The organism is Pseudarthrobacter sp. efr-133-R2A-89 (assembly GCF_030209315.1).
GTDB lineage: Bacteria > Actinomycetota > Actinomycetes > Actinomycetales > Micrococcaceae > Arthrobacter.
This window is the reverse complement of the sequence record NZ_JARVSE010000008.1, coordinates 1-13,994: the sequence shown is the minus strand read 5'-3', so window position 1 is coordinate 13,994 and position 13,994 is coordinate 1. Positions and strand designations below refer to the sequence as shown.

General features: G+C 68.9%; 13 protein-coding genes. 11 read left to right on the top strand and 2 right to left on the bottom strand.

Annotated elements, in window-relative coordinates:
- Entirely contained in the window at positions 1 to 1,386 is a 1,386-nt protein-coding gene (locus tag QRM95_RS14050) for a glycine--tRNA ligase (RefSeq protein ID WP_285248178.1), read from the top strand.
- 2 nt (positions 1,387 to 1,388) lie between these two features.
- Positions 1,389 to 2,420: a GNAT family N-acetyltransferase gene (locus QRM95_RS14045; RefSeq protein WP_285248177.1), complete on the top strand. Its 1,032-nt coding sequence runs from the start codon at positions 1,389 to 1,391 to the stop codon at positions 2,418 to 2,420.
- Between the two features lie 76 nt (positions 2,421 to 2,496).
- Here QRM95_RS14045 and QRM95_RS14040 read toward each other — a convergent pair whose 3' ends face one another.
- Together QRM95_RS14040 and QRM95_RS14035 are read right to left on the bottom strand one after the other, a co-directional pair.
- Entirely contained in the window at positions 2,497 to 3,324 is an 828-nt protein-coding gene (locus tag QRM95_RS14040; RefSeq protein WP_285248176.1) for a lysophospholipid acyltransferase family protein, read from the bottom strand.
- Between the two features lie 11 nt (positions 3,325 to 3,335).
- A complete protein-coding gene (locus tag QRM95_RS14035; RefSeq protein WP_285248175.1) occupies positions 3,336 to 4,118 on the bottom strand; it encodes an alpha/beta hydrolase in 783 nt (260 codons plus the stop codon).
- A 140-nt stretch (positions 4,119 to 4,258) separates the two neighbouring features.
- On the opposite strand from QRM95_RS14035, the gene QRM95_RS14030 reads away from it, so the two are divergent.
- From QRM95_RS14030 to dnaG, 9 genes are all read left to right on the top strand, one after another.
- Positions 4,259 to 5,665, top strand: coding sequence for a YibE/F family protein (locus QRM95_RS14030; protein WP_285248174.1), 1,407 nt, complete (start codon positions 4,259 to 4,261; stop codon positions 5,663 to 5,665).
- Positions 5,666 to 5,770: 105 nt separating this feature from the next.
- Entirely contained in the window at positions 5,771 to 6,949 is a 1,179-nt protein-coding gene (dusB, locus tag QRM95_RS14025) for a tRNA dihydrouridine synthase DusB (RefSeq protein ID WP_285248173.1), read from the top strand.
- The gene (locus QRM95_RS14020) at positions 6,942 to 8,273 is read left to right on the top strand and encodes a deoxyguanosinetriphosphate triphosphohydrolase (RefSeq protein ID WP_502934968.1); all 1,332 of its coding nucleotides are present in this window, start codon (positions 6,942 to 6,944) and stop codon (positions 8,271 to 8,273) included. The genes dusB and QRM95_RS14020 overlap by 8 nt, the downstream gene beginning before the upstream one ends.
- A 123-nt stretch (positions 8,274 to 8,396) precedes the next feature.
- A complete protein-coding gene (locus QRM95_RS14015) occupies positions 8,397 to 8,711 on the top strand; it encodes a hypothetical protein (RefSeq protein ID WP_285248172.1) in 315 nt (104 codons plus the stop codon).
- A gap of 76 nt (positions 8,712 to 8,787) precedes the next feature.
- Complete coding sequence (locus QRM95_RS14010) at positions 8,788 to 9,849, top strand: FAD:protein FMN transferase (RefSeq protein WP_285248171.1); 1,062 nt, start codon at positions 8,788 to 8,790, stop codon at positions 9,847 to 9,849.
- Positions 9,842 to 10,399 carry a ferric reductase-like transmembrane domain-containing protein gene (locus QRM95_RS14005; RefSeq protein ID WP_285248170.1) on the top strand — a complete coding sequence of 186 codons (558 nt, stop codon included), beginning with the start codon at positions 9,842 to 9,844 and terminating at the stop codon, positions 10,397 to 10,399. The genes QRM95_RS14010 and QRM95_RS14005 overlap by 8 nt, the downstream gene beginning before the upstream one ends.
- Positions 10,396 to 11,652 carry an NADH-ubiquinone oxidoreductase-F iron-sulfur binding region domain-containing protein gene (locus tag QRM95_RS14000; protein ID WP_285248169.1) on the top strand — a complete coding sequence of 419 codons (1,257 nt, stop codon included), beginning with the start codon at positions 10,396 to 10,398 and terminating at the stop codon, positions 11,650 to 11,652. Before QRM95_RS14005 ends, QRM95_RS14000 begins: the two co-directional genes overlap by 4 nt.
- Positions 11,649 to 11,909, top strand: a complete 261-nt coding sequence (locus tag QRM95_RS13995; RefSeq protein ID WP_285248168.1) for a ferredoxin — start codon at positions 11,649 to 11,651, stop codon at positions 11,907 to 11,909. The genes QRM95_RS14000 and QRM95_RS13995 overlap by 4 nt, the downstream gene beginning before the upstream one ends.
- Positions 11,910 to 11,924: 15 nt before the next feature.
- Positions 11,925 to 13,859 (top strand): DNA primase, encoded by a 1,935-nt coding sequence (gene dnaG, locus QRM95_RS13990; protein ID WP_285248167.1) that lies wholly within the window; start codon positions 11,925 to 11,927, stop codon positions 13,857 to 13,859.
- Positions 13,860 to 13,994: the final 135 nt, after the last annotated feature.

The window sequence follows — 13,994 nt, the reverse complement described above, 5'->3', positions numbered from 1 at the left end:
ATGGCAGCAAAATCCGTTCTCGACCAGGTCATTTCCCTCTCCAAGCGGAGGGGCTTCGTGTTCCAGGCCGGTGAGATCTACGGAGGTTCGCGTTCTGCCTGGGACTACGGCCCCTTGGGCGCTGAGCTGAAGGAAAACATCAAGCGCCAGTGGTGGCAGTCCATGGTCCGCGGCCGCGAGGACGTGGTGGGACTTGACTCCTCCGTCATCCTGCCCCGCCAGGTGTGGGAGGCCTCCGGCCACGTCGACGTCTTTTCCGACCCCCTGGTGGAATGCCTCTCCTGCCACAAGCGGTACCGCGCCGACCACCTCGAGGAAGAGTACGAGGAAAAGAAGGGCCGCCCCGCGGAAAACGGCCTCAAGGACATTGCTTGCGCCAACTGCGGCACCCGCGGCGAATGGACCGAGCCGCAGGAGTTCTCCGGCCTGCTCAAGACCTACCTGGGACCGGTCGCCAGCGAGGAAGGCCTGCACTACCTGCGCCCCGAAACCGCCCAGGGCATCTTCGTGAACTTCAACAATGTCCTCACCACGTCCCGGAAGAAGCCGCCGTTCGGCATCGGCCAGATCGGCAAGTCCTTCCGCAACGAGATCACGCCGGGCAACTTCATCTTCCGCACGCGCGAGTTCGAGCAGATGGAAATGGAGTTCTTCGTCGAGCCCGGCACGGATGAAGAGTGGCACAAGTACTGGATGAACGAGCGCATGGCCTGGTACACCGGCCTGGGCATCCGCGACGAGAACCTGCGCTTCTTCGAGCACCCCAAGGAGAAGCTGAGCCACTACTCCAAGGGCACCACGGACATCGAGTACCGCTTCGGTTTCCAGGGCTCGGAATGGGGCGAACTGGAAGGCATCGCCAACCGGACCGACTTTGACCTCTCCACCCACGCGAAGGCCTCCGGCACGGACCTGAGCTACTTCAACCAGGCCACCAACGAGCGCTACACCCCGTACGTGATCGAGCCCGCGGCCGGCCTGACCCGTTCCTTCATGGCGTTCCTGGTGGACGCCTACAACGAGGACGAGGCCCCCAACGCCAAGGGCGGCGTGGACGTGCGCACGGTGCTGAAGCTTGACCCGCGCCTGGCCCCCGTCAAGGCCGCCGTGCTTCCGTTGAGCCGCAACGAGGACCTGTCACCGAAGGCCAAGGCACTCGGCGCCCAGCTGCGCAAGAACTGGAACATCGACTTTGACGACGCCGGTGCAATCGGCCGCCGGTACCGCCGCCAGGATGAGATCGGCACCCCGTTCTGCATCACCGTGGACTTCGATACCCTCGAGGACCAGGCCGTCACCATCCGCGAGCGCGACACCATGAGCCAGGAACGCGTGTCCCTGGACAAGGTGGAGGGTTACCTGGCCGCGCGGCTGATCGGCGCCTGAGCGTGGCCATCGAATACCGCCCATGGCGCGACGGGGACGACCTTGCGCTGCTGGAAATCTGGGGTGACCCGGACACCGGCGAGGCCCGCCAGTTCCGCGGCGCCCTGGCATTGTCCTCCAACGGCAGGGATGGCACCCCATGGCGCCGCTGCATCGTGGCCGAGGACGTCATTGAAGGCGTCGGCATCCCGGTTGCCGCCGGCGTCGTCTACGAAGCGTCCTTGCACCCGGAACGCCTCTGGACCTACATCGAGGTGGCCCGGGACCACCGCCGCGCCGGCATCGGCGCCAGCCTGCTGACCATGCTGCGCCGCGAAGCCGAAAACGCGCCGTCGGGTGTCACCAGGCTGCGCGCCAAGGTGGAGCCCGGTACTGCCGGGGCCGCCTTCGCCGAAGCGTTCGGGCTGGAACCCATCCAGCGCTCGCGCCTGGTGGTCGTGGAACCGGGCGCCCTCCGGCTGCCCGTCTTCCCGGCCAAGGACGGCGACGGTGCGGCCGGCGGCGAGAACGCAGGCTCCGACGTTGTCATGGACCTGGCTACCGGTTCGGTGGAGCTCACCGACGTGGTGGGACGCTACTACACCGCCATCCATGACTGGGATTCACCCGGGGTCCTCTCCGTGGGACAGGTGCAGAAACTGTTCCTGGACGAGCTCACCGGCGCACACGGCGCCATCGTGCTGCGGGCCGAACCGGAATCGGCTTTCGGGGCCGGCGTGGCGCCGAGCAAGAAGGGCCGCATCCGGGCCTTCGCCGTCAGCTACGCGGCCCCCGCCGATCCCGACGCCGCCCCGGGGACCGAGTCCGCAGGACCGGACACGCCCACGGACGTTTTCGTGGGACACGAGCCGGCACTGTCCGCCGCGGACGCCGCCGAGGCCGTGCGCGACATGCTCGCCCTCATCGCGTACCAGCACCCGGTCATGCTGGAACTTGACGACTCCATGACCGCGCTGCGCGCCGCCGTCGAACCCCTCCTGGAGTCCGGCAAGGCCCGCCTCGCCGCGGCGGAAACCCTGGTGGTCTCCGACTGACCGGGGCCGGCCTGCCCACCCGGGCAGCCAAGGCAGCGCCAGGTTTTGCCGTGACCTTCACGGCAAAACCTGGCGCTTACTTGGTTTGGCGGGAACCACGACGCCGGCCCGCGGCGGCGTCCGCGGCGTCCAGGCGCTGCCGCTCGGCGTCCGAAGGTGCGCCGCCGCCTAGGTGCGCCGGCATCCACCACGCCCCGGGCTCCGGCTGCAGCGGAAAGCCTGCAGTGCACCGGTCGATCCCGGCCTGGAGCGTGCCGCGCAGCCCCTCCGTGGCTTCCTCCACGTCAACGTCACGCGCAAAGACGATCGGCGCTCCCACTTCAAGCCGCACCGGCGCCCGCCAGCTGCGCCGGAGGGAAAATCCGTGGCCGCGGGTCATCACCCGGTGGGCACCCCAGACCGAAACGGGAATGACCGGAACCCCGGCTTCGGCAGCCATCCGCACGGCGCCGGTCCTGCATTCGCGGACGGTGAAGCTGCGGCTCACCCCGGCCTCCGGGAAGACCGCGAGGTACTCGCCGGCCCCCAGCTTGGCCACCGCGGCATCGTAGGCGTCTGAACGGTCCGCATAGCCCACCACCACATGGCCGCTGGCGCTGATGGCGGGGCCGGCCAGCCAGTGGTCCGCGGCCCCTTGATGGACGAGGAACCGCAGCTGGGCACGCGTACGCCCCCACAGGAGCAGCTCGACCACCGCGAAGTCCACGTAGCCGAAGTGCGTGACCGCGAAGACCGCTCCTTTTCCGGGGGACGCCCGGCGGGAAGGGCCGGTGGCCGGTTCCTTCGCGGGCAGGTTTTCCAGGCCGGTCGCCTGAATGTCCAGCCGGAGGGCCCAGCGCAGGAACTGCCCGGTACGGACGATGACCCGGTAGAAGGTGTCGTTGGGCGGAGGACGCCAAGGCATCGGGACCGCGCCTAGAGGGTAACGTGCACGGACGATTCCGGCAGCAGCTGCGTAAAAGCCCGGGGCGGTCGGACAGGGGCGCCCGTGCTCTCCGCGAAGGACTTAATGACAAACCCGGAGGCCAGCGTCTGCCACACCCGGATCTTGCGGAGCATGAAGTGCCCCACACCCTGCAGGGACACATACTGCATGCTTGCCGCTTCCGCGGTGGCGCGGCGGGCGAACGCCAGCGACTGCCTGGGGCTTGTCATGTGGTCCGTGGTGCCGTGCACGATCAGCACCTTCCGCCCGGCAACCCGGGTGGTCGGGGTCTCCGGGCTTAGCCACGGCGCAAGGGCGACCACGGCTTCAACCTGCGGGTGGTCGGCGGCGCAGACGGCCGTCAGTCCGCCCATCGAATGGCCCAGCAGGAAGATCGGTACGCCGGGGTGCTGTTCCTCGATCTGCCGGAGCGCCCACCGTGCGTCCTGCAGCGGGGTCATGTCCGGGCCATTCCAGCCGCGGACGCTGTTGCGCAAGGACCAGACCGCCAATCCGTGTTTCCTGCCCATGCGGTGCAGGTCCCGGGCGAACGGGACCATCCTGGCCGGGCTCAGGTGCCGGGCCTCCACGGGTGCGCGGCTGTGCGCCCTCCCGCCGTGCAGGACCAAGACCATTCCCTTGGTGGCACCGGATGCCTCAAGGACGCTCAGGACGGGACGGTGCTGGGGAGCCGCAGGAGCGTGCCCGCCCTGTTCCCCGCCGCTTCTTCCCGTCCCGCGGGTATCGGTTCCATGTGTCCCACCGTTGTCCATGCCTGGTTCCTCCCCATCCGATGGTCCATTTATAAACCCTATGGCGCCGCACGTAGAGTACAAGCCATGAGGTTGTACTGCTGATGGGCGCCGGTCACTCCCACACTTCCGAGAGCCATTCGGAGCCGACACCCCAAGCGATGGCTGCCCGCAGCAAGGCGAACCGCATCCTGGCCGCGGTCCTCATCCCGCTGGCGCTGCTGACCCTGGCCGGGATGGCCGCGCTGTGGCCGTCCGGCAGCAAGGAAGGAATCACGCTCGCCAACCCGTATTCCACGGCTCCGGGCGTGACGTTCGATACGGGAACCATCCAAAGCGTGGTGGCCGAGAACTGCATGCAGGGGACCAGCCAGCAGGGCACCGGCCAGCAGGGCAGCGGCCAGCAATCCGGCCAGGATACCGCCGGGCAGGCTCCCCGCCAGGGCTCGGACTGTACGTTCGCGTTCACGGAGCCGGACAAGGGCGGGAGCCCGGTCAAGGTGGTCATCAACCCGGATGTGGCTTCTTCGCACGGGGTCAAACCCGGGGACCAGATCCGCTACCTGAACCTCTCGAAGGTCCAGGGGGCCACCGGGTCGCAGGGTTCGCCGGCCTACGTCTTCGTGGACTTCGTCCGTACGCTGCCCATTGTCCTGCTCGCCGTGCTCTATGCCGCGGTGGTCATCGCCGTCGCCCGGTGGCGCGGGCTCCGCGCGCTGGTCGGACTCGTGGGCGCCTATTTCGTCCTGGCCAACTTCCTGCTCCCGGGCCTGGTGGAGGGCAAACCGCCGCTGCTCCTGACCCTGGTGGGCTCCACCGTGATCATGATCGGGGTGCTCTACTTTGCCCACGGATTCTCGGCGAGGACGTCCACGGCGTTGTTGGGCACCATCTTCGGGCTCGGCATCACGTCGTTGTTGGCCGCCTGGGCCACGGACGCCGCCAACCTCGCCGGCGTCGGCAGCCATGACGCCGCCACCCTGGTGAACACCTCGGCGAACATCTCCATCTCCGGCGTGATCCTGTGCGGGCTCATCATTTCGGGACTCGGGGTCCTGAACGACGTCACCATCACCCAGTCCTCGGCCGTGTGGGAGCTCTACGAACTGGCACCGGGCAGCAGCGCCCGGAAACTGTTCACCTCCGCCATGCGGATCGGCCGCGACCACATCGCCTCCACCGTGTACACCATCGCCTTCGCGTATGCGGGGGCTGCGCTGCCCATCCTGATCATCGTCATGCTCTACGACCGGCCCCTGATGGACACCCTCACCAGTTCGGAACTGTCCGAGGAGGTCATCCGCACGCTGGTGGGCTCCATCGGCCTGGTCCTGGCCATCCCGGTCACCACCCTGATCGCCGTGCTCGTGGTCAAGGCCACCGGCATCAGGGCAGTTGAGGGCCGTGCCGGGGTCGGGGCGCACGACGACGGCCACGTCCACGCCGGAGACGTGACGGACACCGGGGCGCTCGCCGCAGCCGCGCTGGGGGAGCGCAACCGGCGGGCCGGCGTCGAACCAGCTGGGGAAACCGCCACCCGCCGGGGCCGGAGGGCGGACCGCGCCTGACGTGACGCGAGGCAACCTGCCTGCGGCGCGGGGCGGGGCCCCGCCGGAGAGGCCTCGTGCCACTGCGGGAACCTCCGATTTGCCCGGCTTTGCAACAATGGACAGGTGACTGTTGCAGCAACCCCTCCCGCCCCCAAGCTGGAACTCCCGCCCCTGAAGCTGGGACCCATCACCGTTGACACCCCGGTGATCCTGGCCCCCATGGCCGGCATCACCAACTCCGCCTTCCGCAGGCTCTGCCGTGAATACGGCGGCGGCATGTACGTGGCGGAGATGGTCACCTCCCGCGCCCTGGTGGAACGGACCCCTGAATCACTCCGCATCATTTCGCATGACGACGACGAGAAAGTCCGTTCCGTCCAGCTGTACGGCGTGGACCCGGGCACCGTCGGTGCCGCCGTGCGGATGCTCGTGGAGGAAGACCGGGCGGACCACATCGACCTCAACTTCGGCTGCCCTGTCCCCAAGGTGACCCGGCGCGGCGGCGGGTCCGCCCTGCCCTGGAAGATCGACCTCTTCACCTCGATCGTCCAGACCGCCGTCAAGGAAGCCTCCAAGGGCAACATCCCGCTGACCATCAAGATGCGCAAGGGCATTGACGATGACCACCTGACGTACCTCGATGCCGGCCGCATCGCCCGCGACTCCGGGGTTGCCGCCGTCGCGCTGCACGGCCGCACGGCCGCCCAGTTCTACTCCGGCAAGGCGGACTGGTCCGCCATCGCCCGCCTCCGCGAGGCCCTGCCGGACATCCCGGTGCTGGGCAACGGCGATATCTGGTCAGCGGAGGACGCCGTCAGGATGGTCCGCGAAACCGGCGTGGACGGCGTGGTGGTGGGCCGCGGCTGCCAGGGGCGCCCATGGCTGTTCGGCGACCTTCAGGCGGCATTCGAAGGCAGCGACGTCCGGCACCGGCCCAACCTGCGCCAGGTGGCCGAGGGTGTCTACCGGCACGCCGAACTGATGGTGGAGACCTTCGGTGACGAGGGCAAGGCGCTGCGTGAAATCCGGAAGCATATCGCCTGGTACTTCAAGGGCTACGTGGTGGGCGGCGAACTGCGCACCCGGCTGGCCCTGGTCACCAGCCTGGAAGTGTTGCGGGATACGCTCGCGGAGCTGGACCTGGACTCGCCCTACCCCGGGGTGGACGCCGAGGGCCCGCGCGGACGTGCCGGCTCCCCGAAACGCCCTGCCCTGCCCAAGGACTGGCTCGACTCCCGCGCCTTGAACGATGACCAGTCCCGGGACATCGCTGCTGCCGAGCTGGACGTTTCCGGTGGCTGAAGCTTCCCTGAGCACCCCGGTCGCGGGCACTCCGGCACCCGGAACGCCTACCGCGGCGCTCGCGTTGCCCGGCTACGAGCTGCACGATTCCGCCCGCTGGGTGGAGGAACCGCCCAAGAACACGTACCGCTCCGATTTCGAGCGGGACCGCGCCCGGGTACTGCACTCCTCGGCCCTGCGCCGCCTTGGCGCCAAAACCCAGGTGGTTGCCCCGGACACGGACGACTTCGTCCGCACCCGGCTCACGCACAGCCTGGAAGTAGCGCAGGTGGGCCGCGAACTGGGCCGGGCCCTGGGCTGCGACCCCGATGTGGTGGACACGGCCTGCCTGAGCCACGACCTCGGCCATCCGCCGTTCGGCCACAACGGCGAATCGGCGCTGAACGAGGTGGCGCACGCGATCGGCGGGTTCGAGGGCAACGCCCAGACGCTCCGCCTGCTCACCCGGCTCGAACCCAAGGTGCTCACCGCTGACGGTCATCCGGCCGGGCTGAACCTCACCCGCGCAAGCCTCGACGCCGCGTCGAAATACCCGTGGTCTGCCCTGGAGGCCCCGGTGATCCACGGCCAGCGGACCAGCAAGTTCGGCGCCTACGAGGACGATCTCCCCATCTTCAACTGGATCCGCGAGGGTGCCCCGGAGCGCCGGTCCTGCCTGGAAGCCCAGGTGATGGACCTTGCGGACGACATTTCCTACTCGGTGCACGACGTGGAGGACGCGATCGTGGCCGGCCACTTCCAGTTGCGCTGGCTGGACAACCCGGACCACCGTGCCCGCGTTGTGGGGTATGCGAAGCAGTGGTACTTGCCGCACAACGATCCCGCAGCGATCGACGCCGCCCTGGCCCGGCTCGAGGCCACGGACGTGTGGGTGCGCGAGGCGGACGGCAGCCGCAAGTCGATGGCCGCCTTGAAGAACATGACCAGCCAGCTGATCGGCAGGTTCTGCCAGAGCGCCCTGGAAACCACCCGAGCCGTCTACGGGCCCGAAAACCTCACCCGGTACAGCGCCGAGCTCATGGTTCCGGATGAGACGGTGATGGAGATCGCGGTCATGAAAGGCCTCGCCACTACGTTCGTGATGACCACCGAACACCGGCAGCCCATCTACGAGCGCCAGCGCGAAGTGCTCCACGCCCTGGTCACTGCCCTGAGCGCCACGGGGGACAGGCACCTGGAACCGATGTTTGCCGCCGACTGGCGGGACGCTGCCGACGACGGCGCACGGCTCCGGGTGGTCATCGACCAGGTGGCGTCCCTGACAGACGGTTCGGCGCTGGCCATGTACGAACGCCTGGTGGGGAGCCTGCCTTCGCTCTGGTAGCCCCGCGGGGCCACGGCGGATCCTGCCAACACCCGACAGATCAACAGCCTGCTCAAAGAGTTTCCACAGGAACGAGGGGCAAGATAGGGGAAAAGGCAGGCCGTTAAAGCACGGGAGCAGGTCATGAGTACTCGCAGCAGGGGCAAGCGCCTCGCCACCGGGATTACCGTGGCGGTGGGCGTGGGCAGCGTCGCAGTTGCCGGCGTCAGCGCGGCCGCTGTGTACGCCGCCACGCCCTCCGTCATCGCCAGGACCTCTCCCGCCACGGACAACAGCACCCAAGGCACCACGCCAAAATCGGGCGGTTCCACCGGTTCCGGCAACGACAGTTACGGAAGCCGGCAGGACGGCACGCGCCGTTCCAAGAGCTACGGCAGCACCACCCCGGTCCAACCCGGCAACGGCGGAACGGTCCACGGCAGGTCCTCGGGATCCTGAGATGAACGGTCCTGACACGCACGGTGCCCGCATGGGCCGGTCCGGCCCGGCCGGCACTGGGGCGGCGGAACGCGGTATGGCGGCGCAATCAACCTGGACAGTCTGGGAGCTTGAGGCCTCCGTCACCGTTACCGACGCCGGCGCCCTGGCTGGCGCGGAACGGATCGTCCGCGACGTTGTGGCCGCCGTTGACGCCGCCTGCAGCCGTTTCCGCAGTGACTCGGAACTTCTGGTCCTCCAACCGCGGATGGCGCAAGGCGTCGCCGTCAGCCCGATGTTCCGGCTGCTCCTGCAACGGGCCCTGGACGCGGCGGCGATGACCGGCGGCGACGTCGACCCCACCCTCGGGGCGGACCTGGCCGCACTGGGCCACGGCCCGGACCAACTGGGCACGACAGGGCTCCGCAGCGTGCCGGTGCCGGCACTGGCGAACGGAGCGGCGCGAACTCCTGCGCCGGCGTCGGCCGCATCCCCTGACATGCCCGCGACGCGGGCACCCGGATGGACCAGGCTCGGCCTCGATACCACCACCCTGACCCTGCCCGCCGAACTCCGGCTTGACCTCGGTGCCACTGCCAAGGCGGTCGCGGCGGACCTCGCCGCCGCCGAAGTGCACCAGCGGCTTGGCTGCGGGGTCCTCGTAGGTCTCGGGGGAGACCTGGCCAGCGCAGGGCAGGGACCCCACGAGGATGGCCAACCCGGCCAGTGGCAAATCCTTGTCCAGGACCTGCCCGCCGACCCCGCCCAGCACATCTCCCTCGCGCCCGGATATGCCCTGGCCACGTCCAGCACGCAAAAGCGGCGCTGGACGCACCGGGGAACCGACGTGCACCACATCCTTGACCCGCGCTTCGGGCTCCCGGCCGAGCCCGTCTGGCGGTCCGTGACAGTGGCCGCACCCACATGCCTGGAAGCCAACGCCTACAGCACGGCCGCCATTGTCCGCGGCCACGCCGCCGTGGACTGGTTCCGAGCCGAAAATATCGTGGCCCGGCTCGTGGACCGCCGCGGCCGGATTGTCACCACCGGCGGCTGGCCCACCGACAGCCAAGGCTCCCGCGGCGCCGGGTCCAATCCTGCAGACCCACCCCGCCAGGCAGCCGGCCTCGGCGCGGCGGGGGGTGGCCGCCATGGATGAGGCAATGTGGGCTTTCGGCCGGGTGAGCGGCTTCATCTCCCTGGCCCTGTTCACCGCGTCCGTGCTGCTGGGAATCCTCAACAGGTCCGGCCGTCCCCTGATGGTGCTGCCGCGGTTCTCCATCAGCCTCCTGCACCGGAACATCGCCTTGCTCGCCACTGTCTTCCTGGGGCTCCACGTGGGCTCCCTGCTGCTGGACTCCTTCGCCAAGCTGAACCCGGTGGACATCGTGGTGCCCTTCCTGGGCTCCTTCCAACCGTTCTGGCAGGGTCTGGGAACGGTGGCCTTTGACCTGGTCCTGGCCGTGGTTGTCACCGGGTTGCTGCGGCACCGGATCGGACAACGGACCTTCAAGGCAGTCCACTGGCTGACCTATGGCGTCTGGCCGGTGGCGATGGCGCACGCCCTCGGAAACGGCACCGACGTCTCAAGCGGCTGGTTCCTGCTGCTTGCCGCGGCCTCCGCCGTCGCCGTGGCCGCGGCGCTGCTGTGGCGGCTCTCCCCGACATTTCTTGAAACCTCAGCTGCCAGGCAAGGAAACCTCCCGTGAGCCACGCCAGGGACACCTCCCAGCCGGCGCCCCCGGATGCGGCACGGCAGGAACCGCGTCTCCTCGCGGCCGGCCCGGAAGCCGGCTGGGACCAGCACCTGGATACCTTCGGCCCCCTGGACGCGGACGCCGCCGCACCGGGGCTGCTTGACGCACTCGCGGCATCGGGGCTGACCGGCCGGGGCGGGGCAGCGTTCGAAACGTGGCGCAAGGCGACCGCGACGGCGGAGTCCGGCCGGAAGGGCCTGTTTGCGGCCCGGCCGGTGGTGATCGCCAACGGCGCCGAGGGCGAACCACTCAGCTTCAAAGACCGGACGCTCCTGAACCACGCACCGCACTTGGTCATCGACGGCCTGCTCACCCTGGCGGCTGCCCTGGGCAGCGCCAGCACGTACGTGTACGCCCCGGCCCCGGGCCTTCCCAGCGTCAGGCAGGCCCTTGCCGGGCGTCCCGGCACCAAGCGGGTCCGGGTGGTGGAGGCACCGGAAACGTTCATTTCGGGCGAGTCGAGCGCGGTGGTCAACATGATTGCGACCGGAAATGCGGTGCCCGTTGACCAACGCCGGCGCCTGAGCGAATCGGGACTGAACGGCCGCCCCACGCTGGTGGTCAACGTCGAAACCCTGGCACAGGTTGCCCTGATCGCCCGCTACGGGGCCCAGTGGTTCCGCGAAGCGGGGACTGCGACCGATCCGGGAACCCGGCTCGTGTCAGTCTCCGGGCCCGCCCCGGTCCGTGACGTGGTGCTTGAGGTCCCTGGCGGGGTGGAACTGTCCGCGGTCCTCAAGGAAGCGGGGATGGACCCGGAACCGTTCTCCGCCGTCCTGGTAGGCGGCTACCACGGCCGCTGGGTAAGGCCCGCAGCCCATGTGCTCTCGCCGGTGGGGCCGGTGGCCGGGACGGTGCGGCCCGGAGCAGGCGTGATCCATGCGCTTGATCCGCAAGCCTGCGGTATCGGGGCAACCGCCCGGATCCTCACCTACCTCGCCAATGAATCGGCCAGGCAATGCGGACCCTGCATGTTCGGCCTGCCGGCCATGGCGTCCGTCCTCAACCGGATCGCGGGCGGGGAACGCAACCCCCGCCTCGCCTCCGAACTGGACCGCCTGGGACGGCTGGTGTCCGGCCGCGGCGCCTGCCGGCATCCTGAGGGGACCACTGGACTGGTCAGCAGCGCCCTCGAGGTGTTCGCCGCGGACTTCCGTGCGCACCTCTCCGGATACTGTGCCGCCGTGGGGGGAGTGGCGGCATGACGGCCATCCTGCATATCGACTGGACGAGCTGCGACGGCCGCGGCCTGTGCACGGAACTGCTTCCCGGCGTACTGGACCGTGATGACTGGGGGTACCCCGTGGCACGCGGGAAGTCGGGCCGCGAACGGACGGACGTTCCGCTGCGGGACGCGGACCGGGAAGCCGCGCAGGAGGCCGTGTTCCTCTGCCCCAAGCTGGCCCTGAGCCTCCAGGAACGCATGGCGCCGGCACGTGAAAGCCGTAAGCCGGGACGGTGACACTAAGATTGCTGTGTGGCTGGGCTGATTAAACGTGAAGATATCGACGAAGTACGCCAGCGCACGGACATCAAGGAAGTGGTTGACGGCTACGTCACGCTCAAAGGCGCCGGACTGGGAACCTGGAAGGGCCTGTGCCCCTTCCACGACGAGCGCTCGCCGTCCTTCACCGTTCGCCCCCAGGTAGGCCGCTACCACTGCTTTGGCTGTGGCGAGGACGGTGACGTCATCGCCTTCGTCCAGAAGCAGGACCACAGCTCCTTCCACGAGGCGGTGGAAAAACTCGCCGCCCGGATCGGCTACGAGCTGCGCTACGAGGATGGCGGAAGCGGGCCCAACCGGGAGGAAGTGGGCCGGCGGCAGCGCCTGCTGGATGCCCACAAAATTGCCGACGAGTTCTTCCGCGCCCAATTGCTCACGCCTGGTGCCGCCGAGGCCCGGAGCTTCCTGCACGGACGGGGCTTCGACCGGGCAGCGGCCGAGCACTTCGGCTGCGGGTACGCCCCCCAAGGCTGGGATGCGCTGCTGAAGCACCTCCGGGGCCGCGGCTTCACCGACGCCGAGCTGAAGCTCACCGGCATGTTCTCGGAGGGCAACCGCGGCATCTACGACCGCTTCCGAGGCCGCCTCATCTGGCCCATCAAGGACATCGCCGGCGACACCATCGGCTTCGGCGCCCGCAAGCTCTACGAGGACGACCAGGGCCCCAAGTACCTCAACACCCCCGAAACCACGCTCTACAAAAAGTCCCAGGTCCTTTACGGAATCGACCTCGCCAAGCGCAGCATCGCCAAGGACCGCCAGCTGGTGGTGGTGGAGGGCTACACGGACGTGATGGCCTGCCACCTGGCAGGAATTACGACGGCGGTGGCCACCTGTGGAACGGCGTTCGGCACCGAGCACATCAAGATCGCCCGCCGGCTCTTGTCCGACGACGGCACCGGAGGAGAAGTGGTGTTCACTTTCGACGGGGACGCCGCGGGGCAGAAAGCGGCCCTGCGGGCCTTCGAGGAAGACCAGCGCTTCACGGCCCAGACCTACGTGGCGGTGGAACCCACGGGCGCCGACCCCTGCGACCTCCGCCTGAGCAGGGGGGACGAAGCAGTGCACGCCCTCATCCAGTCCCGCCGGCCGCTGTTTGAATTCGCCATCCGCACCACGTTGAAGCAGTTCAACCTGGACACCGTCGAGGGCAGGGTGCAGGGCCTGAAAGCCTCAGTGCCCGTGGTGGCCGCCATTCGTGACGCCTCCACCCGGACCGGCTACTGCCAGGCGCTGACCGGCTGGCTCGGGATGCCGGACCCCAACGAAGTCCTCCGCCTGGTCACGGCCGCCGTGAAACGGGGGGACACCGGACGTCCGGCCGCCTCCGGCCACCCGCAGGGCGGCAACCCCGCCCAGCCGGGCGCAGCCCAACCCGGCGGCCCCGGCGTTGCTGCCGGGCCGTCGTCGGGCGCGGTCCCTTCCTTCCACCGGCCGGACCCCCGGGACCCGGTGGCGTCGATGGAACGCCAGGCCCTGGAGGTGGCACTCCAGCAGCCGTCCCTGCTGGCCGGCGCCGTCTGGGACCGCTTCGCTGACGCCCGGTTCGCCACGCCCGCCTTCCAGGCCGTCCACGACGCCATGCGCGCCACCGGTCCAGGGCAGGCGGCCGGTGATCCGGTGCGCTGGGTGGAACACGTGATGCACGAGGTTCCCGAACCCCTCCGGCCGCTGGTCTCGGAGCTGGCGGTGGTGCCGCTGCCCGCGCACACGGAGGAAGCCGTGCTGAAGTATTGCCGCGACATCCTCTCCCGCCTGTTCGAGCTGCAGATCACCCGGGTCAAGGCGGACAAGATGGGGCAGCTGCAGCGGCTCGATCCGGCGGCGGATCCGGAAACCTACCAGCGCCTCAACCGTGAACTGATGATGCTGGAAATGGAACGCCGGGCCCTGCGCGCCGAGGCGTAGCCGGCCACGCACGCCGGGTGGGCGGGCCGAACAGCGTCCCGATTTCGTTTCCGCCGCAGGTGTTTGCTAGGCTAATACCCGCTTCATTCCTCCTTAGCTCAATTGGCAGAGCATTCGACTGTTAATCGAAGGGTT